The organism is Variovorax sp. GW823-FHT02B07 (genome assembly GCF_058797695.1).
This window is the reverse complement of sequence record NZ_JBXAJX010000002.1, coordinates 739,794-762,896: the sequence shown is the minus strand read 5'-3', so window position 1 is coordinate 762,896 and position 23,103 is coordinate 739,794. Positions and strand designations below refer to the sequence as shown.

Annotated in this window: 24 protein-coding genes and 1 tRNA gene; 9 read left to right on the top strand and 16 right to left on the bottom strand. The window is 66.4% G+C overall.

The genetic code is table 11. The annotated features are described in order from the left end of the window. The first annotated feature begins 1 nt into the window (after position 1). Positions 2-763: a sulfite exporter TauE/SafE family protein gene (locus AC1RGU_RS14705; protein ID WP_492697091.1), complete on the top strand. Its 762-nt coding sequence runs from the start codon at positions 2-4 to the stop codon at positions 761-763. Between the two features lie 59 nt (positions 764-822). Beyond that, a complete protein-coding gene (locus AC1RGU_RS14700) occupies positions 823-2,289 on the top strand; it encodes an amidohydrolase family protein (protein ID WP_492696669.1) in 1,467 nt (488 codons plus the stop codon). 128 nt (positions 2,290-2,417) lie between these two features. Here AC1RGU_RS14700 and AC1RGU_RS14695 read toward each other — a convergent pair whose 3' ends face one another. The 12 genes from AC1RGU_RS14695 to AC1RGU_RS14640 all read right to left on the bottom strand — a co-directional run bounded on the left by AC1RGU_RS14695 (position 2,418) and on the right by AC1RGU_RS14640 (position 12,279). Further along, on the bottom strand, positions 2,418-2,549 hold the full coding sequence (locus tag AC1RGU_RS14695) for a hypothetical protein (protein ID WP_492696668.1): 132 nt from the start codon (positions 2,547-2,549) through the stop codon (positions 2,418-2,420). A 331-nt stretch (positions 2,550-2,880) separates the two neighbouring features. Next, positions 2,881-2,957: transfer RNA gene (locus AC1RGU_RS14690), tRNA-Pro, on the bottom strand. Positions 2,958-2,983: 26 nt separating this feature from the next. Next, positions 2,984-3,442: a MerR family transcriptional regulator gene (locus AC1RGU_RS14685; RefSeq protein WP_354345139.1), complete on the bottom strand. Its 459-nt coding sequence runs from the start codon at positions 3,440-3,442 to the stop codon at positions 2,984-2,986. Positions 3,443-3,506: 64 nt separating this feature from the next. After that, on the bottom strand, positions 3,507-3,881 hold the full coding sequence (locus tag AC1RGU_RS14680) for an integration host factor subunit alpha (RefSeq protein ID WP_095747662.1): 375 nt from the start codon (positions 3,879-3,881) through the stop codon (positions 3,507-3,509). 2 nt (positions 3,882-3,883) lie between these two features. Next, the gene (gene pheT / locus AC1RGU_RS14675; RefSeq protein ID WP_492696667.1) at positions 3,884-6,325 is read right to left on the bottom strand and encodes a phenylalanine--tRNA ligase subunit beta; all 2,442 of its coding nucleotides are present in this window, start codon (positions 6,323-6,325) and stop codon (positions 3,884-3,886) included. A 45-nt stretch (positions 6,326-6,370) separates the two neighbouring features. Then, the gene (gene pheS, locus AC1RGU_RS14670) at positions 6,371-7,447 is read right to left on the bottom strand and encodes a phenylalanine--tRNA ligase subunit alpha (RefSeq protein WP_492696666.1); all 1,077 of its coding nucleotides are present in this window, start codon (positions 7,445-7,447) and stop codon (positions 6,371-6,373) included. Positions 7,448-7,559: 112 nt separating this feature from the next. Continuing rightward, positions 7,560-7,919 carry a 50S ribosomal protein L20 gene (rplT, locus tag AC1RGU_RS14665; protein ID WP_007832499.1) on the bottom strand — a complete coding sequence of 120 codons (360 nt, stop codon included), beginning with the start codon at positions 7,917-7,919 and terminating at the stop codon, positions 7,560-7,562. Positions 7,920-7,943: 24 nt separating this feature from the next. Next, on the bottom strand, positions 7,944-8,147 hold the full coding sequence (gene rpmI / locus AC1RGU_RS14660; RefSeq protein ID WP_007832497.1) for a 50S ribosomal protein L35: 204 nt from the start codon (positions 8,145-8,147) through the stop codon (positions 7,944-7,946). Positions 8,148-8,300: 153 nt separating this feature from the next. Next, the gene (gene infC, locus AC1RGU_RS14655; RefSeq protein WP_082818065.1) at positions 8,301-8,924 is read right to left on the bottom strand and encodes a translation initiation factor IF-3; all 624 of its coding nucleotides are present in this window, start codon (positions 8,922-8,924) and stop codon (positions 8,301-8,303) included. A 101-nt stretch (positions 8,925-9,025) separates the two neighbouring features. After that, on the bottom strand, positions 9,026-10,933 hold the full coding sequence (thrS, locus tag AC1RGU_RS14650; protein WP_062473452.1) for a threonine--tRNA ligase: 1,908 nt from the start codon (positions 10,931-10,933) through the stop codon (positions 9,026-9,028). Between the two features lie 216 nt (positions 10,934-11,149). Beyond that, on the bottom strand, positions 11,150-11,947 hold the full coding sequence (locus AC1RGU_RS14645) for a thioesterase family protein (RefSeq protein ID WP_492696665.1): 798 nt from the start codon (positions 11,945-11,947) through the stop codon (positions 11,150-11,152). A gap of 17 nt (positions 11,948-11,964) precedes the next feature. After that, a complete protein-coding gene (locus AC1RGU_RS14640) occupies positions 11,965-12,279 on the bottom strand; it encodes a putative quinol monooxygenase (protein WP_489058677.1) in 315 nt (104 codons plus the stop codon). A 122-nt stretch (positions 12,280-12,401) separates the two neighbouring features. On the opposite strand from AC1RGU_RS14640, the gene AC1RGU_RS14635 reads away from it, so the two are divergent. After that, positions 12,402-13,370 (top strand): GlxA family transcriptional regulator, encoded by a 969-nt coding sequence (locus AC1RGU_RS14635; RefSeq protein WP_492696664.1) that lies wholly within the window; start codon positions 12,402-12,404, stop codon positions 13,368-13,370. A gap of 99 nt (positions 13,371-13,469) precedes the next feature. On the opposite strand, the gene aceA is transcribed toward AC1RGU_RS14635, so the two are convergent. Then, positions 13,470-14,801, bottom strand: coding sequence for an isocitrate lyase (aceA, locus tag AC1RGU_RS14630; protein WP_056579731.1), 1,332 nt, complete (start codon positions 14,799-14,801; stop codon positions 13,470-13,472). Positions 14,802-15,033: 232 nt separating this feature from the next. Beyond that, on the bottom strand, positions 15,034-15,426 hold the full coding sequence (locus AC1RGU_RS14625; RefSeq protein ID WP_492696663.1) for a gamma-glutamylcyclotransferase family protein: 393 nt from the start codon (positions 15,424-15,426) through the stop codon (positions 15,034-15,036). A 35-nt stretch (positions 15,427-15,461) separates the two neighbouring features. Here AC1RGU_RS14625 and AC1RGU_RS14620 point away from each other — a divergent pair, with 35 nt between their 5' ends. Both AC1RGU_RS14620 and AC1RGU_RS14615 read left to right on the top strand, forming a co-directional pair. Continuing rightward, the gene (locus tag AC1RGU_RS14620; protein WP_492696662.1) at positions 15,462-16,391 is read left to right on the top strand and encodes a DMT family transporter; all 930 of its coding nucleotides are present in this window, start codon (positions 15,462-15,464) and stop codon (positions 16,389-16,391) included. Between the two features lie 155 nt (positions 16,392-16,546). Further along, entirely contained in the window at positions 16,547-16,996 is a 450-nt protein-coding gene (locus tag AC1RGU_RS14615) for an SWIB/MDM2 domain-containing protein (protein WP_153283126.1), read from the top strand. 40 nt (positions 16,997-17,036) lie between these two features. Here AC1RGU_RS14615 and AC1RGU_RS14610 read toward each other — a convergent pair whose 3' ends face one another. Beyond that, positions 17,037-17,816 carry a helix-turn-helix domain-containing protein gene (locus tag AC1RGU_RS14610; RefSeq protein ID WP_369646473.1) on the bottom strand — a complete coding sequence of 260 codons (780 nt, stop codon included), beginning with the start codon at positions 17,814-17,816 and terminating at the stop codon, positions 17,037-17,039. A 94-nt stretch (positions 17,817-17,910) separates the two neighbouring features. Between AC1RGU_RS14610 and AC1RGU_RS14605 the strand changes: the two genes are divergently transcribed. Further along, positions 17,911-18,204 (top strand): hypothetical protein, encoded by a 294-nt coding sequence (locus tag AC1RGU_RS14605; RefSeq protein ID WP_492696661.1) that lies wholly within the window; start codon positions 17,911-17,913, stop codon positions 18,202-18,204. Here AC1RGU_RS14605 and AC1RGU_RS14600 read toward each other — a convergent pair. Then, a complete protein-coding gene (locus AC1RGU_RS14600) occupies positions 18,170-19,894 on the bottom strand; it encodes a thiamine pyrophosphate-binding protein (protein ID WP_492696660.1) in 1,725 nt (574 codons plus the stop codon). The two genes, AC1RGU_RS14605 and AC1RGU_RS14600, sit on opposite strands and share 35 nt — an antisense overlap. Positions 19,895-19,989: 95 nt before the next feature. On the opposite strand from AC1RGU_RS14600, the gene AC1RGU_RS14595 reads away from it, so the two are divergent. The 3 genes from AC1RGU_RS14595 (at position 19,990) to AC1RGU_RS14585 (ending at position 23,090) form a co-directional block, all read left to right on the top strand. Further along, entirely contained in the window at positions 19,990-20,646 is a 657-nt protein-coding gene (locus tag AC1RGU_RS14595) for a TetR/AcrR family transcriptional regulator (protein ID WP_070061270.1), read from the top strand. Positions 20,647-20,800: 154 nt separating this feature from the next. Further along, on the top strand, positions 20,801-21,784 hold the full coding sequence (locus tag AC1RGU_RS14590; RefSeq protein ID WP_095946945.1) for a tripartite tricarboxylate transporter substrate binding protein: 984 nt from the start codon (positions 20,801-20,803) through the stop codon (positions 21,782-21,784). A 130-nt stretch (positions 21,785-21,914) separates the two neighbouring features. After that, the gene (locus AC1RGU_RS14585; protein ID WP_492696659.1) at positions 21,915-23,090 is read left to right on the top strand and encodes a Gfo/Idh/MocA family protein; all 1,176 of its coding nucleotides are present in this window, start codon (positions 21,915-21,917) and stop codon (positions 23,088-23,090) included. The last annotated feature ends 13 nt before the right edge of the window (positions 23,091-23,103 follow it).

Below are 23,103 nucleotides of genomic sequence, written 5' to 3'. Positions count from 1 at the left end.
GCTGCTCGACTGGGCGCTGCTCGGCGCAGCCGCGGCCCTGGCCGGCGCACTCAATGCCGTGGCGGGCGGCGGCAGCTTCCTGACGCTGCCGGCACTGGCGATGGTCGGCGTGCCGCTGGTGTCGGCCAACGCCACCGGGACCGCCGCGTTGCTGCCGGGCTACCTAGCCGGTGCCTGGGCATTGCGCAAGGAGCTGTCGGGCCCGATGTCGCCTTCGCTCCTGCGGTTGGGCGTGCTGTCGGTGCTCGGCGGCGCGGGCGGTGCGGCGTTGCTGCTGTCGACGTCGAACCATGCCTTTGCCCGCATCGTGCCGTGGCTTCTGCTGGCCGCGACGCTGCTCTTCGCGATCGGGCCCGGCCTGGTGCGCCGAAGGCTCGCCGCCGCCGACAACAACCACAAGCCGCGAGGCCGTTGGATCGCCGACTTGGGCATCGCCGCGGTCGCCGTCTATGGCGGCTACTTCAACGGCGGCCTCGGCATCCTGCTGCTCGCCGTGCTTGGTGCACTGGGGCACACGGACATGGGCCGCATGAACGGCATCAAGAACTTCGTCTCCGCGATCCTGACGCTGATCGCCGTCGCCATCTACGCGGCCAGCGGCGCGATCGTCTGGACGCACGCGCTGTGGATGGCCCTCGGTGCCACGGTGGGTGGTTATGCCGGCGGCATGCTCGCACGGCGACTGAAGCCCGAGGTGGTGCGCGGCTTCGTCGTGCTGACGGGGCTGGCGATGACCGCGGCGTTTCTTCTCAAGGCGTACTGAGCGGGGCTTTCGCCTCCTCTTTCCATCACTTCAATCACTGGCAACTATTGGGTCTGGACATGCAAACAACCAAAAGAGACTTCACCCGTTTTGCAGGCGCCCTGATGGTCGCCGCCACCGGTGCGCCGGCGCTCGTCGGCTCGGCGTCGGTGTCGGCCCGCACAGCGCGTGCGCCCGCGTCGCCCGGCCTTCGACGCGGCAATTACCTGATCCGCAACGGCGCGGTCATCACGGTCGACCGCGCCAAGGGCGTGCTGCCGCGCGCCGACGTATGGGTCCGCAACGGCGTGATCGAGAAGATCGGGCGCGGCCTGAGCGCACCGGCTGGCACGGAGATCATCGATGCGACCGACATGATCGTCATGCCGGGCTTCGTCAACTCGCACTATCACATGTGGAGCGCCATCGGCCGCAGCTTCACTGCGCGCGACGGCGGCTTCTCGTACTACCCCGCCAAGAACGCGACCTCGACCCTGTACACGCCTGACGACTTCTACAACAGCGTGATGCTGGGCTGCGCCGAGCTGGCGAACGGCGGCACCACCACCGTGCACAACTGGTCGCACAACACGCGCTCCCCGGCCCATGCCGATGCCGAGCTGCGTGCGCACCAGCACGCGCTGCTGCGCGCCCGCTACGCCTACGGCCACGTCGACAAGATGCCCGCTGACGAACTCAACCGCTACGACGACCTGGCGCGTGTGCGGCGCGAGTGGTTCGGCGAGCGCTCGCCGTTCGACGGGCTGGTGCACCTGGGGCTGAACCTGCGCGGCCCGCAGCAGAGCACCGACGCCGTGTTCCACGAAGAGATGAAGTCCGCCAAGGCCAGCGGATTGCCCATTGCGATCCACGCACCGCAGGAGGCACCGAACAACGTCGATGCCGTCGACTACGAACGACGCGGCTACCTGGGCCCGGATTTCATGCTCGCCCACTACGTGCCCGCCAGCACGGCCGACCTGGCGGCCATGGCGCGCACGAAAACGCCGCTGTCCTTTGCCACGCACTCCGAGCTGCGGCTCAGCAGCACCGGCGATGCGCGCGCCGCGCTCTTCGCGATGCGCAACGCGGGCCTGACCATTTCGTTGTCGAGCGACGCGACCTCCATCGCGCCGCCCGACATGTTCGAGGCGATGCGCTTCACCTGGAACCTGGGCGTGCCATGGGCCGGCACGCCCAGCGCGCAGTCGAAGGCGGTCGGCGTGCCCGAGGCGATCGAGATGGCGACCCTCAACGGCGCCATCGCCATGGGGCTGGGCGACGTCACCGGCTCGATCACCGAAGGCAAGCGCGCCGACATCATCCTGGTGCGCACGCAGGACCTGAACATGGGCCCGGTCGGCAACGTCGAGACCGCCATCGTGCAAAGCGGCAGTGCTGCCAACGTCGACACCGTGATGGTCGACGGGCGGATCGTGAAGCGCAACGGGCGGTTGCTGGCCTACGACACGCGCGACATCATGCGGCGCGCGCGGCAATCGGCGGACCGGATTCGCGCTGCGGCGAGCGAAGCCCTGAAGGCCTGAAGCTCTTGCGGCCATTCGCACGCGGCGTACACGTCGGCGGTCGATCGGTTGGCGGGCCGACACCGGGAAAACCGAGTCAGAGGGTCACAAAGGCCTGCAGCAGACGGCGACGCGCCCGCCGCAGGAACTCAATGCCCGGCGCCGAGCCTCAGCACCTGCCCGGTCAGAAACTGCGCGCGCGGGCCGGCCACGTAGTCGAGCAGCGGCAGGCAGGCCTGCGGCACCAGGCCGTGCGTCAGCTCCAGCGCGTTGATACGCAACCCTTGCGCGCCCCATTCGGCGGCCGCGGAAGGATTTGCGCATCAGGAAACGCGCCTCCACTGGATGCATAAAGAAAAAGCCGCCGCTCAAGTGAGCAGCGGCTTGATGTGTGTTTCTGTTGGCGCCACTCCGATTCGCCGAGCGAGCGCCGGGCCATTAGCCTAGCCCCAGTGGCCGGTCCATTTCCTTGGGAAACGTCTTCGCGCTCTGGCGGCCGTGCTGACCTCTCGGCGAGGTCGAAGCGTCACGATTGAGGAGACCTCTAGGTGCATGGGCAGCAGAAATGACGAAGGGGTTAGCAACTACTACGCTGCTAACCCCTGTCAATTTTGGTCGGTGTGAAAGGATTCGAACCTTCGACCCCTTGCACCCCATGCAAGTGCGCTACCAGGCTGCGCCACACACCGAAGCTCTCGATTATAGCGGGCTAAATTCAGTGTCCGACAGTCAGAAGCTCACGAATTTCAAAGAGTTCGCGGCGAAGGTGCAACAACTGCGACAGATCGACGGTCTGCGCGGCCGCCGAGGGCCTCGGTTCCTCGTGCACGGCGGCGTCGAATTCCTCCTGGCCGATCTCGATGGCCTCGAGGCCTTCGAGCGGTACTTCGCCCGCCTTGCGACGGTCGCGCTCGCCCTGCGTGAGTTCCTGCAGCTTGTTGCGCGCACCGCTGATGGTGAAGCCCTGGTCGTAGAGCAGGTCGCGGATGCGGCGGATCATCAGCACTTCGTGGTGCTGGTAGTAGCGGCGGTTACCGCGCCGCTTCATCGGGCGCAGCTGCGTGAACTCCTGCTCCCAATAGCGCAGCACGTGCGGCTTCACGCCGCAGAGCTCGCCGACCTCACCGATGGTGAAGTAGCGTTTGACGGGAATCGGCGGGAGCGTTTTCTCCATTGAAATCAAGACTGTGCGCGGGAAACCTCATAGATTACTCTACGCGGCCGCACAGCACCAAGCACTATTCCGCGCCCAGGCTCCACTCGACTTCGGAAGTGCCGCCCTGCGGCTCGACGCTGCCCTGGATCTGCTCCTTGAGCTTGGCGCTGGCATGGAAGGTGGCCACGCGGCGCTCGCCGATCGGAATGGCTTCGCCGGTGCGCGGGTTGCGCCCGGGACGCGGCGCCTTCACGCGGATCTGGAAGTTGCCGAAGCCCGAGATCTTCACGTCCGTGCCTTCGATCAGGCTGCTGGCGACGAGCTCGAAGAACGCCTCGACCATGTCCTTCGATTCACGCTTGTTCAGGCCAATCTGCTCGAACAGCAGGTCGGCCAGGTGCGCCTTGGTGAGCGCCGGCGTTTCGAGGGCTTCGAGCGTGAATTCGGCGGCGTTCATCTTCATCCTCTCAAGCGGCCGCCCAGGGTGGCGCCCAGTTGTTCGACGATTGCACGGACAGCGGGTTCGACCTGCTCGTCCGTCAGCGTGGCGGCATCGCTCTGGAAGGTCAGGCGCACGGCCATGCTCTTCTCGCCCGGTGCCAGCGCACCCGGCGCCGCCACGGCGCCTTCGCGCAACGGCTGCGGACGGTAGATGTCGAACAGCGTCGCATCGCGCAGCAGGCCCGAGGCGGACGCGCCCGCGCGGATGGCCTGCATCAGCGCGTCGTGCGACACCGCTTCGGCCACGACCACCGCGATGTCACGTTCGACGGCCTGGTGCTTGGGCACCGGCTGCGCCACGGGCACGGGCCGCGCCGTGACGGCGTCGAGGTCGAGTTCGAACAGCACGGGCGCCTGGGTGAAGTCCCACTTCTGGCGCCAGCGCGGATGCAGTTCGCCGATGAAGCCGATGGCCTGGCCGTCGAGCAGCACGCGGGCCGAACGGCCGGGGTGCAGCGCGGGGTGCTCGGCCGCTTCGAAGGTCGGCACGCGCGGCGCGAGCAGCGCTTCGACATCACCCTTGACGTCGTAGAAATCGACACGCTGCGGCTTGCCGTCCCAGCGCGATGCCTCGGCATCGCCCCAGGCCAGGCCGGCCACGCGCATGGGCTGGTTCACGCCGCGCACGGTGCTGTCGGTGGTGACGACGCTGTCGTCGCGCAGGAACACGCGGCCCAGCTCGAACACGCGCACGCGCGGTGCCTTGCGGTCGAGGTTGAACTTGAGCACCTGCAGCAGCGAGCCGAGCAGCGACGAGCGCATCACGCTCATCTGGCTGGCGATGGGGTTCAACAGCTTGACCGGGTTGGTGTTGCCCGCCAGGTCCTGCTCCCAGTGCGCTTCGACAAAGCTGAAGTTGATGGTTTCCTGGTAACCCAGCGCTGCAACGCTGCGGCGCACCGCGAAGCGGCTGCGCTGCGCTTCGGGCCGCACGCGGGCGGTGATGGGCGCGAGCGGCGCGGTGGTCGGCAGGTTGTTGAAGCCGATCAGGCGCGCCACTTCTTCGATGAGGTCTTCCTCGATCAGCAGGTCGAAGCGGTGCGGCGGCGGCGTGACGGTCAGCGTGCCTTCGCCTTCGGTGATTTCGAAACCGAGGCGGTGGAGTGCGTCGGCGCATTGCGCCTGCGTCAGCGGCATGCCGATGACGCGCGCGGCACGGGCCACGCGCAGCGTGACGGGCGCGGCTTCGGGCAGGCGCAGCGTCTGGTCGTCCATCTTGCCGGCTTCGCCGCCGCAGATCTCGACGATCAGTTGCGTGATGCGCTCGATGATCTGCACCGTGCGGCTCGGGTCAACACCGCGCTCGTAGCGGTGGCCGGCGTCGGTCGAGAAGTTGAAGCGACGCGAACGACCCTGCACAGCCTCAGGCCACCAGAACGCGGCCTCGACGTAGATGTTGCGCGTGTCGTCGGTCACCGAGGTGGCGTCGCCGCCCATGATGCCGGCGAGCGACTCGACCTCGCGGTCGTCGGCGATCACGCCGACCTTCTCGTCGACGGTGATCGTCGTGCCGTTGAGCAGCTTGAGCTGTTCGCCCGCCTTGCCCCAACGCACCGTGAGGCCGCCGTGGATCTTGTCGAGGTCGAAGATGTGGCTGGGCTGGCCATACTCGAACATCACGTAGTTCGAGATGTCGACCAGCGGCGTCACGCTGCGCTGGCCGCAGCGCGCGAGGCGCTCGACCATCCACGCGGGCGTGGCGACCTTGGTGTTCACGCCGCGCACGATGCGGCCCGAGAAGCGGCCGCACAGGTCGGGCGCCTCGACCTTGACGGGCAGCACATCGGAGAACGACGTGGCCACGGCCGCGATGGCCGGCGTCTTCAGCGGTGCGCCGGTGAGTGCGGCGAGTTCGCGCGCCACGCCGTACACGCTGAGGCCGTGCGCCAGGTTCGGCGTGAGCTTGAGCGTGAGCAGCGCGTCGTCGAGCTTGAGCACGTCGCGCACGTCGGCGCCGATGGGCGCATCGGCGTCGAGTTCGAGCAGGCCGCCGTGGTCTTCGCTCAGCTTCAGTTCGCGCGCCGAGCACAACATGCCCTGGCTCTCGACGCCGCGCAGCTTGCCCAGCTTGATGAGGAAGGGCTTGCCGTCTTCACCCGGCGGCAGTTCGGCGCCGACGAGGGCGCACGGCACCTTGATGCCGACGCGCGCATTGGGCGCGCCGCACACGATGTTCAGCAAGGCGCCCTGCCCCACGTCGACCTGGCACACGCGCAGGCGATCGGCATTCGGGTGCTGCTCGGCTTCCTTGATTTCGCCGACCACGATGCGCGTGAAAGGCGGCGCCACCGGACGGCGCTCTTCGACCTCGAAGCCGCCCATGGTGAGCGTTTCGGCCAGTGCGGCGCTGTCGAGGGGCGGGTTGCAGAACTCGCGCAGCCAGGATTCCGGGAATTGCATCTCTTCGATCTCGATCTGGTTTTTCTATCTGTGGAAAGGACGTGCTTACTGGAACTGCGAGAGAAAACGCAGGTCGCCGTCGAAGAACAGGCGCAGGTCGTTCACGCCGTAGCGCAGCATGGTGAGCCGATCGGGGCCCATGCCGAAAGCGAAGCCGATGTAGCGCTCAGGGTCGAGGCCCATGTTGCGCACGACGTTCGGGTGCACCTGGCCGGAGCCGGCGACTTCGAGCCAGCGGCCGGCCAGCGGGCCGCTCGCGAACTGGATGTCGATCTCGGCGCTCGGCTCGGTGAACGGAAAGAAGCTCGGGCGGAAGCGCAGCACGAGGTCGTCGCGCTCGAAGAAGGTGCGACAGAAGTCGGTGAAGACGACCTTCAGGTCCTTGAAGCTGACGTTCTCGCCGAGCCACAGGCCTTCGCACTGGTGGAACATGGGCGAGTGGGTGGCATCGCTGTCGACACGGTAGGTGCGCCCGGGCGCGATCACGCGAATCTCGGGCGCCTTCACGGTGCCGGTGGTGTCGGCGGCAGCCGCGGCGAACTCGGCCGCGTACTTCTTGGTGTGCTGGTGGGCGTAGCGCACCTGCATCGGGCTGGTGTGCGGACGCAGGTTGTAGGGAATGCCGTCGTCGCCCTTGAGGTCGACGTAGAAGGTGTCCTGCATCGAACGCGCCGGGTGGTTCGGCGGGTTGTTGAGCGAGGTGAAGCTGTACCAGTCGCTCTCGATCTCGGGGCCGTCGGCCACGTCGAAACCCATGCTCGAGAAGATCTCCTCGATGCGCTCCAGCGTGCGGCTCACGGGGTGCAGTCCGCCGCCGGCGCGGCGGCGGCCGGGCAGGCTCACGTCGAGCGCTTCGGCGCGCAGCTGCAGCGAGAGTTCTTCATCGGCGAGTTGCTGGCGGCGATCGGTCAGTGCGGCCTCGATGGCCTGCTTGCCGACGTTGATCGCGGCGCCGCGGGACTTCTTCTCTTCGACACTCAGCGCGGCCATGCCCTTCATCAGCTCGGTGATGCGGCCCGACTTGCCAAGGAACTGGGCCTTGGCGTTTTCGAGCTCTGCGGGCGTTTTCGCTTCGGCGAAGGCGGCGCGTGCGGTGTCGACCAGGGAGTCCAACTCGTTCATAGCAACAAAAATCTTCGAGGGGAAATAAAAAAGAGCTGGAGCCTTTTCAAGCGCCAGCCCTTGAGCCGTGGGCGCAAGAAGCCGTCCGGAGACGGCGACCTGCTGTGCAAAATCAAGCAGCCAGCTTGGCCTTGACCTGCTCCACGATGCCGGCAAAAGCGGCCTTGTCGTGCACGGCGATGTCCGCAAGCATCTTGCGGTCGATCTCGATACCGGCCTTGCGGATGCCGTTGGCGAACTGGCTGTAGGTCAGGCCCAGTTCACGCGAGGCGGCGTTGATACGCGCGATCCACAGCTGACGGAACACGCGCTTCTTGGTACGGCGGTCACGGTAGGCGTATTGCCCAGCCTTCATCACCGCCTGTTTGGCGACGCGGAAGACATTACCGCGGCGACCGCGAAAACCCTTGGCGAGTGCGAGAACTTTTTTGTGGCGGGCGCGAGCCGTTACACCACGTTTGACGCGAGGCATGTGTTTACTCCTTGTTCGTCTGAATTAAATGCCACGGCCGGGCAGCATGGCGGCGACAGAAACCATGTTGGTTTCATGCACTGCAACTGCACCACGCAGGTGACGCTTGTTCTTGGTGGTCTTCTTCGTCAAGATGTGACGCTTGAAGGCTTGACCGCGCTTGACGGTGCCACCGGGACGAACGCGGAAACGTTTTTTCGCGCTGCTCTTGGTCTTCATTTTGGGCATGTAAATGCTCCTTTAGTTTGTGCTCGTGAGGCGCCGCGGATACTCCACGGACTTGTTGGCCCCGAGACACTTCTTTATCTCGCCCCCGCCTGCACTTCTTTCGAAATGCGGGCCAGGGCGAAATCCCTTCAAAACCCGTCTACTGCAAATGCCTCAGGCGGTTGCCGTGGGCGCTGCTGCCGGCGCAGCATCTGCTGCCGGCTTCGGCGCCGCGCCGCCAACCTTCTTGCGGCCCGGAGCGATCATCATGATCATCTGACGGCCTTCCAGCTTCGGGAACTGCTCGACCATGATCGTGTCGCCCAGTTCGTCGCGAATGCGCTGCAAGAGTGCCAGACCGAGCTCCTGGTGCGTGATCTCGCGGCCGCGGAAGCGCAGCGTGATCTTGCATTTGTCGCCCTCTTCAAGAAAGCGCCTGATGTTGCGCATCTTGATGTTGTAGTCGCCATCGTCGGTACCGGGCCGGAACTTGATTTCCTTGACCTCGATGACCTTCTGCTTCGACTTCGCCTCGGCTGCCTTCTTCTGCTCGTGGTACTTGAACTTTCCGTACTCGATCAGGCGGCACACGGGCGGATTGGCCGCAGCAACGACCTCCACCAGATCCACGTCAGCCTCACCCGCAAGGCGCAAGGCTTCGGAAAGGCTCATGACACCCAATGGCTCGTTTTCCGGGCCGACCAGGCGGACTTCCGGGGCCATGATTTCCCGGTTCAGGCGGTGTTGGCGTTCCTCGCGGTGGCGGCGGTCGCGAAATGCAGTAGCGATGGTCAGAATCCTTCAAAGTTTGCTACAAAATCTGTAGCGATCGCCGCTCAGTCTTCGCGGACAGGCGGCACGAGATGGCAGAGAAACATATGGGGTGTTTCAGAGACAAATCAACGCTTGTCAGCAACGTCCTGGACGAGCCGTTGCGTGAACGATTCGAGGGACATTGCACCGAGGTCTTGATTGCCCCGGGCGCGCACTGCGACGGCACCTGCTTCCTTTTCCTTGTCACCCACGACGAGGATGTAAGGGAGCTTTTGCAACGAATGCTTCCGTATTTTATACGTAATCTTTTCGTTGTGCAGATCCAGCTGAACTCTAAGCCCTTGATTTTGCAGCGTTTTCGCAACTTGCGCAGCGTAGTCGGCCTGTCCTTCGCTGATATTGAGCACCGCCACCTGCACCGGAGCGAGCCATGCGGGCATGGCGCCGGAGTGGTGTTCGATCAGCATGCCGATGAAGCGCTCGAGGCTGCCGACGATGGCGCGGTGCAGCATCACCGGGTGGGCGCGGCCACTCGATTCCGTGACGTACTCCCCGCCCAGGCGCTCGGCCGTGTTGAAGTCGACCTGCATCGTGCCGCACTGCCAGTGGCGGCCAATGGCGTCGCGCAGCGTGTACTCGATCTTCGGGCCGTAGAAGGCGCCGTCGCCGGGCGAGATGACGAAGTCCACGCCCGAGCGGCGCAGCGATTCCATCACCGCGTGCTCGGCCTTGTCCCACAGTTCGTCGGAGCCGACGCGATTCTCGGGCCGCGTCGCGACCTTGTAGAGAATGTCCGTGAAGCCGAAGTCGGCATAGACCTTCTGCAGCTGCGCCGTATAGGCGATGCATTCGTCGAGGATCTGGTCTTCCGTGCAGAAGATGTGGCCGTCGTCCTGCGTGAAGCCGCGCACGCGCATGATGCCGTGCAGCGCGCCGCTGGGTTCATTGCGGTGGCACTGGCCGAACTCGCCGTAGCGCAACGGCAGGTCGCGGTAGCTGCGCAGGTCGCTCTTGAAGATCAGCACGTGGCCCGGGCAGTTCATCGGTTTGAGCGCGTATTCGCGCTTCTCCGACTCCGTCGTGAACATGTTGTCGCGGTAGTTCTGCCAGTGGCCCGTCTTCTCCCACAGGCTCTTGTCCAGGATCTGCGGGCCCTTCACTTCCCAGTAGCCCGTGTCGCGGTAGATGCCACGCATGTACTGCTCGACCTGCTGCCAGACCGCCCAGCCCTTCGGGTGCCAGAACACCACGCCCGGCGCCACTTCGTCGATGTGGAACAGGTCGAGTTCCTTGCCCAGCTTGCGGTGGTCGCGCTTCTCGGCTTCCTCGATGCGCTGGATGTACTGGTCCAGCTGCTTCTTGTCGGCCCAGGCCGTGCCGTAAATGCGCTGCAGTTGCTCGTTCTTGGCGTCGCCACGCCAGTAGGCGCCGGCCAGCTTCGTGAGCTTGAAGACCTTCAGGAAGCGCGTGTTCGGCACGTGCGGGCCGCGGCACATGTCGACGTATTCCTGGTGGTAGTACAGGCCCATGGCCTGCTCGTCGGGCATGTCCTCGACCAGGCGCAGCTTGTAGTCCTCGCCGCGCGACTTGAAGACCTCGATGACTTCCGCGCGCGGCGTCATCTTCTTGATCACGTCGTAGTCCTGCGCGATCAGCTCGCGCATGCGCGCCTCGATGGCGGCCATGTCCTCGGGCGTGAACGGGCGCTCGAACGAGATGTCGTAGTAGAAGCCTTCGTCGATCACCGGCCCGATGACCATCTTGGCCGTCGGGTACAGCTGCTTCACCGCATGGCCGACCAGGTGGGCCGTCGAGTGGCGGATGATCTCCAGGCCCTCGTCGTCCTTGGGCGTGATGATCTGCAGCCTGGCGTCGCGGTCGATGACGTCGCTGGCATCGACGAGCTTGCCGTCGATCTTGCCGGCCACCGTCATCTTGGCGAGGCCGGGACCGATGGACTGGGCCACTTCGGCCACCGAAACCGGGCCGGGGAACTCGCGGCGCGAGTTGTCGGGGAGCGTGATCTGGATCATGTGAAAACCTCGGGGAGAAAAACAAAAAAGCGCGGTGGATGCCGCGCTTTGCTTGGTTGGTGCGCTGGAAAAACCAGCGAGCGCGGGGCTACCGGCCCTTTCCTTCGAAGAAGAAAAAGCCGCTGAATCCTTGCGGGGTAGTTCGCGGTGTCATAACCAAGGTGCCTTTCTCGCTCTTGTTGAGTGCAGAGTGGGCGATTCTAGCCGCTGCCCGCTTCAGCCGCGCGCCTCGAACAGGAGGCTGGAAACGCACTGCCCGACCAGCCCGTCGCGGTCGTGCAGTTGCCCGACGGCATAGCCCGTGCCCATCGGGCCCGCAAGCGTGAGGGCGTCGACCAGCATCCAGTCGCCGCGCGGCGCCCGCCGCAGGTTGATCGTCAGGTCGGCATTGACGAAACCCAGCCGCGCCGGATGCGCCCACTGCGAGATGCCCGCCACGAGATCGGCCGCCGAGGCCACCTGGGCCAGCGGCGATGCGGCCTCAGCGTCGACCAGCGGCCGGCCCAGGCGCAGCCACGCGGCAGCCGGGCCGGGCTCGAGGATCTGCCCGCGCGCCATGCGCACGTCCACGCCGGCAAAGAACGGGCTCATGCGGGACGCCACCGCGGGAATGGGCGCGCCCTCTTCCGGCGGCGCGAGCGTCGCGGAGGCGAAGGCGTCGGCGGCCGGCAGCGCGGGCGTCTGCCCGCTGCGCAGCAGCAAGGCGGTGCATCGCAGCACGGACTTGCCGTCCTGGACCATGTCGAACGCCACCGTGCGCGCCTTGGCGCCGTCGCGCAGCAGGGTGAATTCGAGCGTGATCGGCGCCCGGCTCGCAGGGCGCCAGAAATCGAAGCTCAACCGCGCCACCTCGCGGCCGCGGCTTGCCTCGTGCGCCTGGAGCGCGCGCACGAGCAAGGCGGCGGTCGCGCTGCCCTGCAGAGCATCGGCGGACCACGGGCCGATGGCCGCCTCGGTGGGCACGAAGCGTTCGCCGTCGCTGACGAACACCGGATCGCCAACGGGCGTCGCCATGAACTGCGTCTGCACGCTCACGACGCCGCGGCCGCCACGTTCTTGAGGCCCAGCACTTCGATCGGCTCGATCGAGGGCGGCGCGGCGAACAGCTCGGGCGCCTGCGCCATCAGAGCCTGGGCGATCGGGCCGGTCAGGTGAGCCTGGCGGCCGGCTTCGTCTTCGAACGCATCGAACACACCGAAGGTGCTGGGCGACAGCCGCAGCGCAAACCAGATCGGCGTGGTCTTTTCCTCGCGCGCCATGGCCAGGCCGGCCTCGAGGAATTGCTGGACGGCGGCTTCCTTGCCGGGCTTGGCTTCAAGGCGGGCGAACAGTGCGAACTTGATCATGGGACATCTCCCTGGGGTGGACAACAACGGCGCACGGAATTGCGCGGCGCTGGCATGGACTCTAGGCAAGCCCCGCCCTCTGGACCATTGGCTTTTTTGACATCTTTGATATCGTTATTGCCATGAAACTCGATGTCCTCGCTCTCGACGGCGTGTTCGACTCCGGCCTGGCCACGGTGCTCGATGTCTTCACCACCGCAAACGAACTCGCCGCCATGCTGCAACTTGACGTGGCGCCTTTCGACGTCACCATCGTCGGCGCCCGCAAACGCGTGCGCACCGCCCAGGGTTTCACCGTGCCGGTGACGTACACGCTGGCCGACACCGGCGCCGCCACCGACTGGCTGGTCGTCCCGGCGCTCGGCTGCAAGATGCCCGAGACGTTGGAGCCCGCCCTGCAACGCGCTGACGTCCGCGATGCCTGCGCGGCACTGCGCGCGCGCGCCGAAGACGGCGGCTGCATCGCCGCCGCGTGCATCGGCACCTTCGTGCTGGCGGAAGCCGGCGTGCTCGCGGGCCACAAGGCGACCACCACCTGGTGGCTGGCCACCCTCTTCCGGCAGCGCTACCCGGCGGTGCTGCTCGACGATTCGCGCATGCTGGTCAGCTCGGGGGCGCTCGTCACGGCGGGCGCGGCGCTGAGCCACGTCGACATGGCGCTGTGGCTGGTGCGCCAGGCCAGCCCCGAACTCGCGGCGCTGGTCGCGCGCTATCTGATCGTGGACTCGCGCCCCTCGCAGTCGGCCTACGTGATCTCCGACCACCTCTCGCACGCCGACCCGCTGGTGGAGCGCTTCGAACGCTGGGCGCGCGGCCGGCTGGCCGAGGGTTTCTCGCTCGACGAAGCGGCGCAGGCCGCGGGCACCAGCAAGCGCACGCTGGCCCGGCGCATGCAGCAGGTGCTGGGCAAGAGCCCGCTGTCGTACGTGCAGGACCTGCGCGTCGAACGCGCCGTGCACCTGCTCAAGACCAGCAACAAGAGCCTCGAGCAGATCGCGGGCATGGTCGGCTACGCAGACGGCGTCACCTTGCGCACGCTGCTGCGCCAGCGGCTGGGGCGCGGCGTGCGCGAGGTGCGGCTCGAAGCCTGAGCCCCCGCCCATCGAGCGCCCACGAAAAAGCCCGGCACGGGGCCGGGCTTTGGGGGCGACAGCGCAACGCGCCGTCACTCAGCGATCAGCGAAGGCAGCTCAGTGGAACTGTTCTTCTTCGGTCGAACCGGTCAGCGCCTTCACGCTGGACGAGCCGCCCTGGATCACGGTGGTCACGTCGTCGAAGTAGCCGGCGCCGACTTCCTGCTGGTGCGACACGAAGGTGTAGCCCTTGTCGCGTGCGGCGAACTCGGGTTCCTGCACCATGTTCACGTAGTGCTTCATGCCTTCGCCGTTGGCATACGCGTGGGCGAACTGGAAGGTGTTGAACCAGTTGATGTGAATGCCGGCCAGCGTGATGAACTGGTACTTGTAGCCCAGCGCCGAGAGGTCTTCCTGGAACGAGGCGATCTGCTTGTCGTCCAGGTTCTTCTTCCAGTTGAACGACGGCGAGCAGTTGTACGACAGCAGCTTGCCGGGGCAGGCGGCGTGCACGGCTTGCGCGAATTCACGGGCGAAGCCGATGTCCGGCACGCCGGTTTCGCACCACACCAGGTCGGCGTACGGGGCGTAGGCAACGCCGCGGCTGATGGCTTGCTCCAGGCCGTTCTTGACGCGGTAGAAGCCTTCTTGCGTGCGCTCGCCGGTCAGGAAAGGCTTGTCGTTGGCGTCGTGATCGGACGTGATCAGGTTTGCGGCTTCCGCATCGGTGCGGGCCAGGACGATGGTCGACACGCCCATGACGTCGGCGGCGAAACGCGCCGAGATCAGCTTCTCGCAGGCTTCCTGCGTCGGCACGAGCACCTTGCCGCCCATGTGGCCGCACTTCTTGACGGCAGCCAGCTGGTCTTCGAAGTGCACGCCGGCAGCGCCCGACGCGATCATGTTCTTCATCAGTTCGAAGGCGTTCAGCACGCCGCCGAAGCCGGCTTCAGCGTCCGCGACGATCGGCAGGAAGTAGTCGATGAATTCCTTGTCGCCCGGGTTGATGCCACGGCCCCACTGGATTTCGTCGGCGCGCTTGAAGGTGTTGTTGATGCGACGGACCATCGTCGGCACCGAGTCGTAGGCGTACAGCGACTGGTCGGGGTACATCGTTTCAGACGTGTTGCCGTCGGCGGCGACCTGCCAGCCCGACAGGTACACGGCTTCCAGGCCGGCCTTGGCCTGCTGCATCGCCTGGCCGGCGGAGATCGCGCCGAAGGCGTTCACGTAACCCTTCTTGGCACCGCCGTTGATCTTGGCCCAGAGCTTCTCGGCGCCGCGCTTGGCCAGCGTGTGCTCGATGGGGAGCGAACCGCGCAGGCGAACCACGTCGGCTGCGCTGTAGCCGCGCTTCACGCCCTTCCAGCGCGGGTTGGTGGCCCAGTCCTTTTCGAGGGCGGCAATTTGCTGTTCGCGGCTCAGTTGTTCGTTCAGGGTCTGGGGCATGGTCACTCCGTGAGGTTGATTGAAGGTTGGCGTTGCGGCCGTGGGGTTACTGTAATCCGATTGCAGACTCTTATGTCTTATAGAAGACATATTTTTAAACCAATAAAATCAACAACTTACGAAGATATTTCTCAATGAGAAATTATTTTTCTCATATCGAGAAAAAATATTGCGGCGCAGCAGTTCGAATTTTCGCGATGCGGAATCACTCTTTCGGTTGTGAAAACCACGCCTATCCCGCGGCGCCCGCCGCATGCGCGATCCAGTCGCCGCTGTCGATCACATGGCGGCCCGCGATGCGCGTCGGATGGATCTCGTAGACCAGGCAGTCGATCGATTGCCCGCCCACCGCCACACGCACGCGGCGCCGGATGTACTCGCCCGAATCGTCGTCGGCCACTTCCTCGAGCCGGTCGAGTTCGCGCTCGACCTGCGGCGCGATGCGATAGACCTCGCCCCTCACGCGGCCCGCGCCGCCAAGCACCACGCCCGGGTACGCGCCCAGGTCATACAGCGTGCCCGCGATGACGGCCTCGCCGACGAACACCGGCGCCGGCCGGTAGCGCGCGATGTCGTTGCGCCCGCCGCGCCGCAGCGTGCCGTAGACAAGAACGTGGGGCATCATCGAATCCATCCGATCAACAACCAGCGCCCAGTCTATTGAACCCCGCCGCATCCACCTCCGGCCGCCTCGTGGCCTACGGCTGCCTGGCCTTGAGCATGTCGCTCGTCGGCATCTACGTCGCCCTCTCCAAGCCGCTGGTGGCAGCCTTCCCGGTGCTGCTGCTGGCCTGGCTGCGCTTCGGCATCGCGGCGCTCGCCATGCCGCATTGGCTCCAACCCACGCCCGACGAGCCGCCCATGAGCGCACGCACGCGCGGGCTCGTGTTTCTCGAGTCCTTCCTCGGCAACTTCCTGTTCTCGATCTGCATGCTGTTCGGCGTGAGCCTCACCAGCGCGGTGTCGGCGGGCGTGATCATGGCGTCGATCCCCGCGGTGGTCGCGGTGGCCAGCTGGCTCTTCCTGCGCGAGCGCATCACGGTGCGCATCGGCTTGGCCATTGCCTGCGCGGCACTGGGCATCGGCCTGCTCGCGTTCACGCCGGCGCATGCACCAACCTCCACCAGCAGCACGGCCGGTGCGCCGTCGATGCCCTGGCTGGGCAACCTGCTCGTGTTCTGCGCGGTGCTCTGCGAGGCCGCCTATGCGGTGATCGGCAAGTCGCTCACCGGCAAGCTGGGGCCCAAGCGCATCGCGTCGCTCATCAACCTGTGGGGCTTCGTGCTGTCGATGCCCTTCGGCATCTGGTTCGCGCTGCAGTTCGACTTCACCGCCGTGCGCTTCGGCACCTGGGCGCTGCTGGTCGCCTACGCACTGGCCGCCAGCATCTGGACCGTGTGGCTGTGGATGACCGGACTTCGCCACGTACCAGCGGCACAAGCGGGTGTCTTCACCGTGCTGCTGCCCGTCAGCGCGGCCCTCGTGGGCGTGCTCGTGCTCGAGGAAAACCTCACTTCGCCGCAGCTGCTTGCGTTCGCGATCGCCCTCGTGGGCGTGGTGCTGGCGACGTGGCCGGGGCGACGAACGTGAACAACGTCCCTTCTCCCCTCTGAAAAAACAACAGCTCCCAATGAAAAAAGCGCTTTTTCCCTTGGAAACGCGTTTTTTCTCATTTAGCATCCGCATTGCCACTGGAGACGCAAGTTTTTCATTGGTGAACGTTCAACCAAAAAAGGAAATCAACCATGGCAACTGCAAAGAAGGCTCCGGCCAAGAAAGCTCCGGCAAAGAAGGCCGCTCCCGCAAAGAAGGCTGCGGCTCCTGCAAAGAAGGCCGCTCCGGCCAAGAAGGCAGCGGCGCCCGCCAAGAAGGCTGCGGCTCCTGCAAAGAAGGCTGCACCGGCGAAGAAGGCTGCTCCTGCAAAGAAGGCTGCTCCCGCCAAGAAGCGCACTCCCAACGCTGCGTTCATGAAGGCCCTGACCCCCAGCCCGGCTCTGGCCGCTGTGGTCGGTTCGACGCCTCTGCCGCGCACCGCTGTGGTGAGCAAGCTGTGGGACTACATCAAGAAGAACAACCTGCAAGACAAGGCCAACAAGCGCAACATCAACGCCGACGCCAAGCTGAAGGAAATCTTCGGCAAGGCCCAGGTTTCGATGTTCGAACTGGCTGCGCTGATTGGCAAGCACGTCAAGTAAGCGTTCGGGGGCCTCGTGCTCCTGAGTCAAAAAGCCCGCGTCATGCGGGCTTTTTTTTCGCCTGCAGCAAGCCGCCACCCGCTTCGAAGAAACGCGCAGGCGTGCAGCCGAAGTGCTTGCGGAAGGCCTCGATGAAGGCGCTCACCGAGCTGTAGCCCACCGTCAGCGCCACCGCCGTCACCGGCTCGCGCAGGCTCAGCAACTCCACGGCCTTCAGCAAACGCGCCTGCTGGCGCCATTGCGTGAAGCTCAGCCCGGTCTCGACAGCGAAGCGACGCGTGAGCGTGCGACGGGCCATGCCGATGCGATCCGCCCAGTCGTCGATGCCGTCGGCCAGCGCCGGATCGTCTGCCAGCGCACGCGCCATCGCCACCAACCGCGGGTCCTGCGGCATGGGCAGGTGCAGCGACTCGCGCCCACCGGCCGCCAGTTCGTCGACCAGCACGCCTACCAATCGCGCGCGGCGGGGCTCCTGCAGTGCGTCGGATGGGTCCAGCGACATCAGCCGCGTCACCAGCTCCCGCACCAGCGGCGTGGCGGCAAAGACATGCGGCCCCTCCGGCAAGGCCTGCGCAACCGACGCATCGATGTGCAGGTGCCATCCCGCCGTGGCACCAAAGCTCTGCGCGGCATGGGCGCAGCGCGGCGCGATCCAGCCAATCCATCCCGGCGGCTGCACCCAGCGCCCTGCGGGCGTCTCGATGACCTGCAGGCCCTCACGCAGCGCGAACAGCTGGCCAGTCTCGTGCGCGTGATAGCCCGTGACGCGCGGTGCTTCGTGCGCGTAGCGCCAGAGCGTCGCGGGCGACTCAACCGCCATGACTGGCCCGCGGGCGGTATCGATTGGCCCCGCGCCGCAAGCCGAGCAGCGCTCCGCCGCCTAGCATTGGACGCATCTCCACCAAGGAACAGCCATGAAAGCGCAAGACATCATTCCCGACGGACAGGACTTCACCTTCATCGACGGCCACACCGTGCGCAAGGGCTCGGTCGGCGCCTTCCTCGCCAATGCGCGCGTGCTCGAAGACCCGAACGCCACGGCCGACGAACGCCGCGTCGCCCGCGACGACCTCGCGGCGCTGATTCCCACGCTCGACGCGCTCGGCCTGTTCGACGTCTTCGAACTGCGCTCGCCCGCGCTGCGCGACGAGGTGGCCCGCCATCGCGTGACGCTCAGCCCTGCGCCTGCTGCTTCGCCGCGCGCGTGATCGACGCCAGCGTGCCGCGCGTGGTGATCACTTCGGGGTCGAGCGGGATCTCGATCAGCGTGCCCGTGTCGGCCGCCAGCGCACGCAGCAGCGCGGCCTCGAACTGCGCCGTCTCGGTGACGCGCTCGGCCGCGTAGCCGTAGGCGCGCGCCAGGGCGCAGAAGTCGGGGCTGCGCAGCGCGGTGCCGCTGGTGCGCTCGGGGTACTCGCGCTCCTGGTGCATGCGGATCGTGCCGAACATGCCGTTGTTGAGCAGCACGACGATGCTCTTGCCGCCGTGCTGCGAGGCCGTGGCCAGCTCCTGCCCGTTCATCAGGAAGTCGCCGTCGCCCGCGATGGTGAAGGCCACGCGCCCGGTGGCGATGCTCGCGGCAATGCCCGCCGGCACGCCGTAGCCCATCGCCCCGCTGGTGGGCGCCAGCTGCGTCTTGGCGCCCTTGGCGAGGCCGTGGTAGCGGAAGTAGCGATGCACCCAGCTCGCGAAGTTGCCGGCGCCGTTGGTGATGGCCGCATCCGCCGGCAGGTGCTCCTGCAGCAGCGCCACCACGGCGGCCATGTCGACCGCGCCGCGCGGCGTCTCGGCCGGCATGCCGGCGAGCGCCTGCGGCTGCAGCCAGGCTTCGTAGTCGGCGTGCAGCTGCTGCGTCCAGGCTTCCCACGGCAGCGAGGGCGGCGCGCTCAGCACCTCGAGGCTGCGCGCCGCGGCGCTCATGCCGGCGTTGATCGCCAGGTCGGCCTGGTAGACGCGGTTCAGCTCCTCGGCGCTCGCATGGATGTGCACCAGCGTCTGCTTCGCCTTCGGCGCTTCGAGCAGCGTGTAGCCGCCCGTCGTCATCTCGCCCAGGCGCGGGCCGATGGCCAGCACCAGGTCGGCATCCTTCACGTGCTGCGCGAGCTTCGGGTTGATGGCGATGCCCACGTCGCCCGCGTACTGCGGGTGGTGGTTGTCGAAGGTGTCCTGGAAGCGGAAGGCGTTCGCGACCGGCAGGCGCCAGTTCTCGGCGAAGCGCTGCAGCGCCTGCGCGGCCTGCGGCGTCCAGCCGCCGCCGCCGGCGATCAGCAGCGGGCGCTGCGACTTCAGCAGCAGCTCGCGCAGCGTGCGCAGCGCGCCCGGGTCGCTCCACGGCTGGACCGCCTCCACGCGCGCCAGCGGCCGCGCCGCCGTCTCGGTGCGCAGCATGTCCTCGGGCAGCACCAGCACGACCGGGCCCGGCCGGCCGTTCATCGCGGTGGCGAAGGCGCGTGCGATGTACTCGGGAATGCGGTCGGCGTCGTCGATGCGCTCCACGCGCTTGGCAAAGCCCTTGGTGCTCGGCCCGAAGAAGCTGGCGTAGTCCACCTCCTGGAAGGCCTCGCGATCGCGGAAGTCGCTGCCGACGTCGCCCACGAACAGCACCATCGGCGTCGAATCCTGGAACGCGTTGTGCACGCCGATCGAGGCGTTGGTCGCGCCCGGCCCGCGCGTCACGAAGCACACGCCCGGGCGCCCGGTGAGCTTGCCGTGCGCCTCGGCCATGAAGGCTGCGCCGCCCTCCTGCCGGTTCACCACGAAGCGTGCGCGGTCGCGGTAGGCATGGAAGCCGTCGAGCACCGCCAGGAAGCTCTCGCCCGGCACGCCGAAGGCGAGTTGCATGCCCTGTTCGACCAGGCACTCGACGATCAGGTGGCCCGCGGGTTGTGATGTACTCATGGAAAGTTCGAACCTCAGTTGCAAATGTCTCCGGCGATTATGTGTGCCTGCCTTCCACGCCTTGTCTTAATTCCCCAATTGGTTAAATTCGCGTCATGAAGGCCCCCAAGGACTCTTTGCCCGAAACGCTCGAGCCGCGCTCGCGCGACGCCGACCGCTCGCAACTGGCCATCCTCGCGTCGGCGCGCGACGAGTTCGCCGCACGCGGCCTGGCCGGTGCGCGCATGGACAGCATTGCCGAGCGCGCGGGCCTGAACAAGCGCCTCATCTACTACTACTTCGGCAGCAAGGACGACCTGTTCCTGGCCGTGCTGGAGCGCGTGTACGCCGACATCCGCGCCGCCGAGCAGCGCCTGCACCTGGACGAGATCGAGCCCGTCGAGGCGATCCGCCAGCTGGTGTCCTTCACCTGGCACTACTACCTGGAGCATCCCGAGTTCATCACGCTGCTCAACAGCGAGAACCTGCACGGCGCGGCGCACCTGAAGCGCTCCGAGCGCATCCAGGAGATGAACTCGCCGCTGGTGCAGCTGCTCGACACCGTGCTGGAGCGCGGCAAGAAGGACAACCTCTTTCGCGCCGGCGTCGACCCCGTGCAGCTGTACATCTCGATCGCCTCGCTGTGCTACTTCTACCTCTCGAACAACCACACGCTGTCGGCCATCTTCGGGCGTGACCTGCGTGCCCCCAAGGCGATGGCGCAACGCCTCTCGCACATGACCGACCTGGTCCTGGGCTACGTCCTGCACTGAGCCTTCGGCGCTCCAGGCGCCCTTTTCCACACCTCCGGGTTTTCACCAAGCAGCGTCGGTTGACGCTGCGGCGCAGCCGTTCCTACAATTCATTAATTCACTCAATGGTGAATTGATGACTCAAGAACTGCGGCCCGACCGCGCGGAGACAACCTTGAAGCAACTTGCACGCACCACCCTCCTGGCCTCGCTGACCTGCCTGGCCGCCCTGCTGCCAGGCCTGGCGACCGCGCAGAACGGCTACCCCACCAAGCCGATCCGCGTGATCGTTCCGTTCGCCGCCGGCAGCACGACGGACATCATTGCCCGCGCCATCGCCGACAAGATGGGCACCAGCATGGGCCAGGCGCTGATCATCGAGAACCGCGGCGGCGCCAGCGGCACCATCGGCCAGCAGGCGGTAGCCACCGCCGCGCCCGATGGCTACACGGTGATGATCCATTCGTCGTCGCACACGGTGAGCCCGTCGACCTTCGCCAAGCTGCCCTTCGACACGGTGCACGACTTCGCGGGCGTCACGCCGATCTCGTCGCTGCCCAACGCGCTCGTCATCTCGCCCAGCAAGAACATCAAGACCCTGCCGCAGCTGCTGGCCGCCGCGCGCGCCAAGCCCGGCAGCATGAACTTCGCTTCGGCCGGCCAGGGCAGCGCCACGCACCTGAACGCCGAGAAGTTCAAGATGGCCGCGAAGATCGATGCGACCAACATTCCCTTCAAGGGATCGGGCGAGGCCGTCACCGAAGTGCTGTCGGGCCGCGTCGACTACTACTTCTCGCCCATCGCACCCGTCATCGGCCAGATCAAGGAAGGCCAGCTGCTGGCGCTGGCCGTGGGCTCGCCCAAGCGCGCCGCCGCCCTGCCCGACGTGCCCACCACCACCGAGGCCGGCGTGCCCGGCTCCGAGTTCAACTTCTGGATCGGCATGATGGCGCCCGCCAAGACGCCGCGCGACATCGTCAACCGCCTGCACGACGAAGTGGTCAAGGCCCTGGCCACGCCCGAGGTGAAGGAGCGCTTCCTCAAGCTGGGCGCCGACGCCTGGACGCTCAAGCCCGAGCAGTTCGACGCCTACATCAAGGACGAGATCACCAGCAACGCGCAGCTCGTGAAGGCCGCCGGCCTCGCGGTCCAGCAGTAACAGCAGACACGCCGAGGTCTCGCGCCGCGTCGTGCACGCGGGGCAGCCCGGCCTGCCCCGGCGTTGCCACGCGCCACGCCGATCGAAGACCCTTCCTCTTTTTCCCCCGTATCTCCCCAAGGAACCCACGATGGCCATCCAACGTCTCGGAATCATCATGCACGGCGTCACCGGACGCATGGGCATGAACCAGCACCTGATCCGCTCCATCTGCGCCATCCGCGCCCAGGGCGGCGTGACGCTGTCGAACGGCGACAAGGTCATGCCCGACCCGATCCTCATCGGCCGCAACGCCGAGAAGATGGAAGCACTCGCCAAGGCCCACAACATCCCGCGCTGGGGCACCGACCTCGACAAGGCGCTCGCGAACAAGGACGACACCGTCTTCTTCGACGCCGGCACCACGCAGATGCGCCCCACGCTGCTGGCCAAGGCCATCCGCGCCGGCAAGCACGTGTACTGCGAGAAGCCGATCGCCACCAACCTCAACGAGGCCGTCGAGATCGCCCGCCTGGCCGACGAAGCCGGCAAGGCCACGGGCCTCAAGCACGGCGCGGTGCAGGACAAGCTCTTCCTGCCCGGCCTGCGCAAGCTCGACATGCTGCGCCGCGCGGGCTTCTTCGGCCGCATGCTCAGCGTTCGCCTGGAGTTCGGCTACTGGGTGTTCGAGGGCGACCTGCAGCCCATCCAGCGCCCGAGCTGGAACTACCGCAAGGAAGACGGCGGCGGCATGATCCTGGACATGATGTGCCACTGGCGCTACGTGCTGGACAACCTGTTCGGCGAGGTGAAGTCGGTGTCGTGCATCGGCGCCACCCACATCCCCACGCGCTGGGACGAAGCCGGCAAGCCCTACGAGGCCACCGCCGACGACGCGGCCTACGCCACCTGCGAACTCACGGGCCACAACGGCGAGCCGGTGATCGCGCAGCTCAACATGAGCTGGGCCACGCGCGTGCGCCGCGACGATCTCGTGACCTTCCACGTCGACGGCACCGACGGCTCGGCCGTGGCGGGCCTGTCGAGCTGCCGCGCCCAGTCGCGCGTGGCCACGCCGCGCCCCGTGTGGAACCCCGACGAGAAGCAGACCATGAACTTCTTCGACCAGTGGCAGGAGATTCCTGACTCGCAGGTCTACGACAACGGCTTCAAGATCCAGTGGGAACACTTCATCCGCCACGTGGTGGAAGACGCGCCCTACAAGTGGACGCTGCCCGAAGGCGCCAAGGGCGTGCAGCTGGTCGAGGCCGCGCTCGCCTCGTGGCAGGAGCGCCGCTGGATCGACGTGCCGCAGCTGAAGGTCTGAGGAAGAAGACAAA